Below are 5,998 nucleotides of genomic sequence, written 5' to 3' on the forward strand. Positions count from 1 at the left end.
TGGTGGAATTGTCATCACATTTAAATTAATACTTTTGCTAATATTGCTTTCATTTTGGCTAACTATTTTGATATATTCTTTGCTTATCAAACGGCAGCCAATTCCAAAAGTATTTGTAGAAATCTTTATTCCCATTTTTATGGGGATTATATTTCCTATTTTATTTATTGTTAGCTATTTTGCCTGGTTTAATAGTTTACTAATTTTGTATCAGACATTTTTTTTATATCCACCTCGGATTGTTGCTAATTCCCAATTTAACCCAAGTGGGCTTTTTGCAGGAATAAAATGGTTCTTAAATAATTTTTACCCTCTACTTTTAGCCGCTACTGTTGCAGTAGATGTATCATTGCGTAAGTCTAAGAATATATTGACTTTGCTACTTGTTATTTGGTGTATTTTTGCTTGGGGTGTGATTGCTCTACAACGTGGCGCATTTTGGGAATACCATTATTTACTATTGTTTGTACCTTTAGGTATTTTAGCTACTAAAGGATTAGATGTTTTATGGGAGTCTTTAAAAAAATTGAGTTCCCCATTTACTACAATTCTGCTTATATTTTTGTTTTTCTTCCCTTTATCGCACACTCTTCTAAAAAAGAGTGTTGTTCTGGTTAATAACAATTTTGCTTTAGCTGAAGATACACGATTTAAATATCAGACTGTTTTTAGAGAAAAATATCCGTCTCTTCGCTCAGAGGCTGAATTTATCTCCCAACCAGAAAGTCTTCCTGGCAAGATTTATGTAGCTGGCGATCCATCTATTTATTACTTCTCCAATCGGACTCAGGCAACATCACTACGTGGTTGGGCACTTGAATATTTTCTGCCTGAGCAATGGACAAAACTTCTAGAAGAGTTAGATTCATCTAAGCCTCCTTATATCTTTATTGATTATATTCAGCAGCCTACTATCAACAAAAATTTTCCCAGAATGCTAGAATTTATTCAGGGAAGATACCGTATTTTACGTCAAAATGATAACGGTATTTGGTATACGCTTTTGTAGAAAAACCACTATAGCAGTTCTGAATCATTCATGAGAAGCAAGATCCCCGATAACTTTATATAAAGTCGGGGATCTGCGGGTTGCAATTCTTTTAAAACCAGATAAATAAACTGTTTGTGTTGCTATAACCCTTACCAATCGCTTGCTTTAGTATCATCCCAGACTTCCAATTTCAAATCGCGGAGATAAGTTAACCCGCTTTGAATTTGTGCATCTGTTCCTTGTAGTTCAAGGTCAAACCAACCATCTCCGACAGCATTGGCTCCCAAAATCGCTGCCGTGATATTCACAATGAGTCCGTAGTCAGACACCAGGCGAGAAATAACAGGTTCCTGGTGATAATCTTTAGGAATTCTGAGTCGAATCCGTTTATTGGTAAGTGTATTGTCAGTAGCCATATCTGAATTATTTCAATCCCTAATCGGAATTGGTACAGAACTACTCTTAACCCTAATGGTAATTACCTAATAGGTACTAGGTAGATCGTACCATGTCCCATGATTTGCTTGTATCCTATTCAAAAGATAACTATAATCGCTTGATTTTTCTATTCAACATCTTTAATGCGGGTTTTCCGTTCTAGAATCTCCTTCAGCACCAAGGTTACTACTGCTAACAACGCTAACAGTACAGCCGCAGAGAAAGCCGCTTCAGTTTCGTATTGTTTGTAAGCGTCTTCTACAAATAGTGGTAAAGTCTGGGTTTGGTCAGCAATGTTGCCAGATACGACTGAAACCGCCCCGAATTCGCCCATTGCTCTGGCATTGGTCAAAATTAAACCGTAGAGTAAGCCCCAACGGATGCTGGGTAAGGTGACACGCCAAAATATTTGCCAATCTTTCGCACCTAGAGTTCTAGCAGCTTCTTCTTGATCCTTACCAAACTCTTCTAAAACAGGGATCACTTCCCGCGCCACAAAGGGCATACTCACAAATGCTGTAGCCAGCAACATACCTGGAAAGGCAAAGATAATCCTGATATCATTGGCTTGCAGCCAAGGGCCAAACCACCCTTGCCGTCCATAAAGTAGTACAAGCATCAATCCTGCGACTACGGGTGAAATCGAAAAGGGCAGGTCAATAATGCTCAAAACTATGGCGCGTCCTGGAAATTTGTTACGAGCGATCGCCCAAGCTGCACATAGACCAAATACAGTATTCACAGGTAGAGAAATCAAAGCCAGCAAAAATGTCAACCAAACTGCACTGAGAAAATCTGGTCGCGTCAGGTTGGACAGAAACGGCCCAACTCCTTTGCTGAAGGCTTGGACAAAAACGTTAATTGCCGGGATATATTGAACTAGGGCTAAATAGGCGATCGCTATCCCAATTAAAACTATTGGCACCCAACTCTTCTGCTCTTTCGGCTTGGCCGTATGTGTCTCAGATGCAGATGAGTGAAAACTTGGCTTATCTACTGTCATATCGCCTTGCCCATCCTTGTAAGAAATTAATTGCCAATAGGAGTACCAACGAAATTGATAGTAAAACTATGCCAATTACTGTTGCACCAGAATAGTCATACTGCTCTAACCGCTGGAAAATCAGTACAGGTGCGATTAAATCTTGATAGGGCGTATTGGAAGAGATAATCACAGTCGAACCATACTCTCCAACTGCACGGGAAAAACCCAAGGCAACACCAGTCAAAATTGTCGGAAATAAAGGTGGCAAAATCACTTTCCAGAAGGTCTGCCATTGAGAAGCACCCAGACACCAGGCGGCTTCTTCAATTTCACGTTCCATTTCCTGAAGCACGGGTTGCACAGTTCTCACAATAAAAGGTAGTGAGATAAATATCATTGCTACTGCTACTCCTGTGCGGGTAAAAGATACCTTAATTCCTAGTGGTGCTAGTAGCGAACCTAGCCAGCCATTATCGCTGTAGACTGTTGCCAAGGTTAGCCCTGCTACCGAAGTTGGTAGTGCAAAGGGTAAATCTACTGTGGCATCAATCAAGCGCTTGAAGGGGAAGTCGTAGCGAACCAAAACCCAAGCAATCAGAGTTCCAAATACGCCATTGAGTAAGGCAGCAAATATTGCCGTCGCAAAAGTTACGTTGTATGTTGCTAGTGCGATATCACTGGTTGCGATCGCCCAAAACCTAGATGGCGGTTCTGTACTTGCTTTTAGGAACATCGCAATGATAGGGATAAACAACATCACTGTCAGGTATGCAATGGTGATTCGCCAAGTCCAAGGAACTCGCCCCAATCTCTTCCAGAATGGCGTTTTGCGTTCAACTTCCACAGACGGAGATACAGTTGTCATAGTGAAAAATTCAAAATTTAAAATTCACAAGGAGCTTTTTGGCAGTGTTCGTAATTGCTAATGACGCTCGCGGACTCGCTACCGCTACGCTAACGTAATTCAAGCACAGACCAAATACTTTTAATTCTGGAGAAAAGAAAGTTGTGGGGTCATAATTACGAATTACGAATTAAGAATTACGAATTATTTTTGGGCTTGAATCTTGTCAAACACGCCCCCATCTGCGAAGAACTTCTGATCAATTGCTTCCCAACCGCCCAAGTCTGCAACTGTACCCAAAGTTTTCACCTTGGGAAATTTGTCTGTAACTTCTTTAGTTTGAGCTATAATTTCATCCACAGGACGGAATCCCAATTTGACAAACTCTTGCTGTGCTCCTGGGGTATAGAGGTATTTGACAAAAGCTTCAGCAACTTCGCGGTTTCCGTGCTTATCGACGTTTTTATCTACCACAGCGATCGGATTGTCAATGGATATATTTACGTCAGGAACGACATACTCAACCTTTTCGCCCTTTTGCTGTGCCAAAATAACTTCGTTTTCGTAGTTGATTAAGACATCACCCTGCCCTTGCTTGGCGAATGTATCAGTAGCTTCCCGTGCATCTTTAGGTAAGATTGGCACATTTTTGTAAACTTTAGTCACAAATTCAGTAGCTTTCGCCTCATCGCCACCTGTTTTAATCACAGAATCCCATAGTGCCAAGAAATTCCACTTAGCAACGCCTGATGTTTTGGGATTAGCAGTAATTAATTTGACACCATCTTTGGCTAAATCTGCCCAATTCTTGATGCCTTTAGGATTACCTGGACGAGTCACTAATGCTGCAACTGATTGAGAGACAATACCATTGTTGGGAACTTCTTTTTCCCATCCTGGCTGAATCAATCCAGCCTTCTCAATCTTTGAAGTATCTCCAGCTAATGCCAAGTGAACAACATCTGCTTCCAAACCATCAATAACGGCGCGAGTTTGAGAACCAGATCCGCCATAGCTTTGCCTGAAGACGACAGTTTGATTACGATCTTTCTTCCACTGTTCTACAAACTTAGGAATAATGGCTTCATGAGCTGCTTTGGTGACAGCAAAGGAAACTAGAGTTAATTCAACATTATCTTTACTGGCAGCCACAGGGGTAGCACTAGCACCAGGGGTTTCAGAGGCAGAATTACTCCCAGTTCCACCACCAGAGCAGGCGGCAAGGGCCACACTCAATACAGTCCCTACCAAAAAGAGTGATACAAAGCCTTTGAGCGAACTTAGTCTGAACCGATAGGTTCTATGTTCAACGTAGATGCGTTCGCGTAGCGTCTCGCACAGAAGCAGCTTGTCGTAAGACATCGCTTGTAACCTTTTCAGTGGGCGTTGCCACAAACTCATTCCATTTCCTCCACTAAATCTACAAATAATTGATGGGAATACAGTTATATAATGTTTATAATACTGGATGATTCCATGTATCTAGTACAAACACCAAAAAACCTCATATTCTTTATCAAGAATATGGTGATTCTACCAGTTCTGTGAAAAATTAAAAATTCTTTTACTTTCAACTATCAAATTGCGTAGGCGCAGCCCGCACTTATCTACGAGACGCTGCGCGTAGCTTGCTTCTTTGAAGGAGTACGGCAAGCTCAGTGACCACCGTAGGCATCGCAATTAGCTACTTGATACATCAAGCAACTTGCTATGAAATAGCTAATTTTTGAGGACAGTCTGTTCTAGTGACCGGCTTCGCTCAACGTAGAGCAACAAAATCAAGTAAGTCCTGAGCATCAAAAACAAAACCCATCTAGAAATTATCTAAATGGAAAAAATCGAACAACTATTTATTATTAACTGAATGCATATTTCAGGGGAAGCCCGTCCTGAAAAACTAGTAATTCCCCTGGTTGAATTTGTGTCCAAACTTCATTGTCAGTGAGGGGTGTAGTAGCAATGACAGCAACGCGATCGCGTTCAGTAGTCACTTCCCGAAAATCTACGGTCATGTCTTGGTCAATTAAATGGGCAGCAGCAAAGGGCGCTTGGCGAACAATGTAGCTGAGTTTAGTTGAGCAATAAGCAAAAAAGTGTTCTCCATCTGATAATAAGTAATTAAATATACCTATTTTTGCAATTACAGCAGTAATTTCTTGCAGCACAAAGTACAGTTCCTTTATATCGGGCTTACCTTTAGGAAAACGCGATCGCAATGTTTCTAGCATCATGCAGAATGCTTTTTCACTATCGGTATCACCTACGGCTTGATAAAAGCCCAAATTTTCTGGATCAAAATCTGGCAAATTACCGTTGTGGGCAAACACCCAATACTGACCCCACAATTCTCTGCGGAAAGGATGGCAATTGTGTAGGGCAATTTCACCCTGAGTAGCTTTGCGGATATGGGCTATGACATGGGTTGAGTGGATGGGATAACTCCGCACAAACTCGGCTACCGGAGAAGCAACAGAAGGTTGAGCGTCTAAAAACATTCGACATCCCTTTCCTTCAAAGAAAGCAATGCCCCAACCATCGCTATGGTCATCCGTTTTTCCTCCCCGTGCAGAAAACCCTTCAAAAGAAAAGCAAATATCCGTTGGAACATTGCAATTCATTCCGAGCAATTGGCACATTAGCTCTCAATTTTTGACTAAGGTCTCAGGATCAAGATACTTCAGAATGCTGCATTGATTCTGGAGCGATCGCTTCAATCTTGGAATTTCATGGGGCATTGGGC

Annotated in this window: 6 protein-coding genes; 1 reads left to right on the top strand and 5 read right to left on the bottom strand. The window is 41.3% G+C overall.

From position 1 onward, the window contains the following. On the top strand, nt 1-1,009 hold a 1,009-nt coding region (locus IQ229_RS09755), incomplete at its 5' end, for a hypothetical protein (protein ID WP_194043243.1). Between the two features lie 131 nt (nt 1,010-1,140). Here the strand turns inward: IQ229_RS09755 and IQ229_RS09760 are convergent. The 5 genes from IQ229_RS09760 to IQ229_RS09780 form a co-directional block, all read right to left on the bottom strand. Next, nucleotides 1,141-1,407, bottom strand: coding sequence for an NIL domain-containing protein (locus tag IQ229_RS09760; RefSeq protein ID WP_194043244.1), 267 nt, complete (start codon nt 1,405-1,407; stop codon nt 1,141-1,143). 149 nt (nt 1,408-1,556) lie between these two features. Continuing rightward, nucleotides 1,557-2,432 (bottom strand): sulfate ABC transporter permease subunit CysW, encoded by an 876-nt coding sequence (gene cysW / locus IQ229_RS09765; protein WP_194043245.1) that lies wholly within the window; start codon nt 2,430-2,432, stop codon nt 1,557-1,559. Then, entirely contained in the window at nt 2,419-3,279 is an 861-nt protein-coding gene (gene cysT / locus IQ229_RS09770) for a sulfate ABC transporter permease subunit CysT (RefSeq protein WP_194043247.1), read from the bottom strand. Before cysT ends, cysW begins: the two co-directional genes overlap by 14 nt. Before the next feature lie 183 nt (nt 3,280-3,462). Beyond that, nucleotides 3,463-4,659 (bottom strand): sulfate ABC transporter substrate-binding protein, encoded by a 1,197-nt coding sequence (locus IQ229_RS09775; protein ID WP_194043248.1) that lies wholly within the window; start codon nt 4,657-4,659, stop codon nt 3,463-3,465. Between the two features lie 455 nt (nt 4,660-5,114). Next, nucleotides 5,115-5,894 carry a class II glutamine amidotransferase gene (locus IQ229_RS09780; protein ID WP_194043250.1) on the bottom strand — a complete coding sequence of 260 codons (780 nt, stop codon included), beginning with the start codon at nt 5,892-5,894 and terminating at the stop codon, nt 5,115-5,117. Between the last annotated feature and the right edge of the window lie 104 nt (nt 5,895-5,998).

The organism is Nostoc cf. edaphicum LEGE 07299, assembly GCF_015207245.1.
Taxonomy (GTDB): domain Bacteria; phylum Cyanobacteriota; class Cyanobacteriia; order Cyanobacteriales; family Nostocaceae; genus Nostoc; species Nostoc edaphicum_B.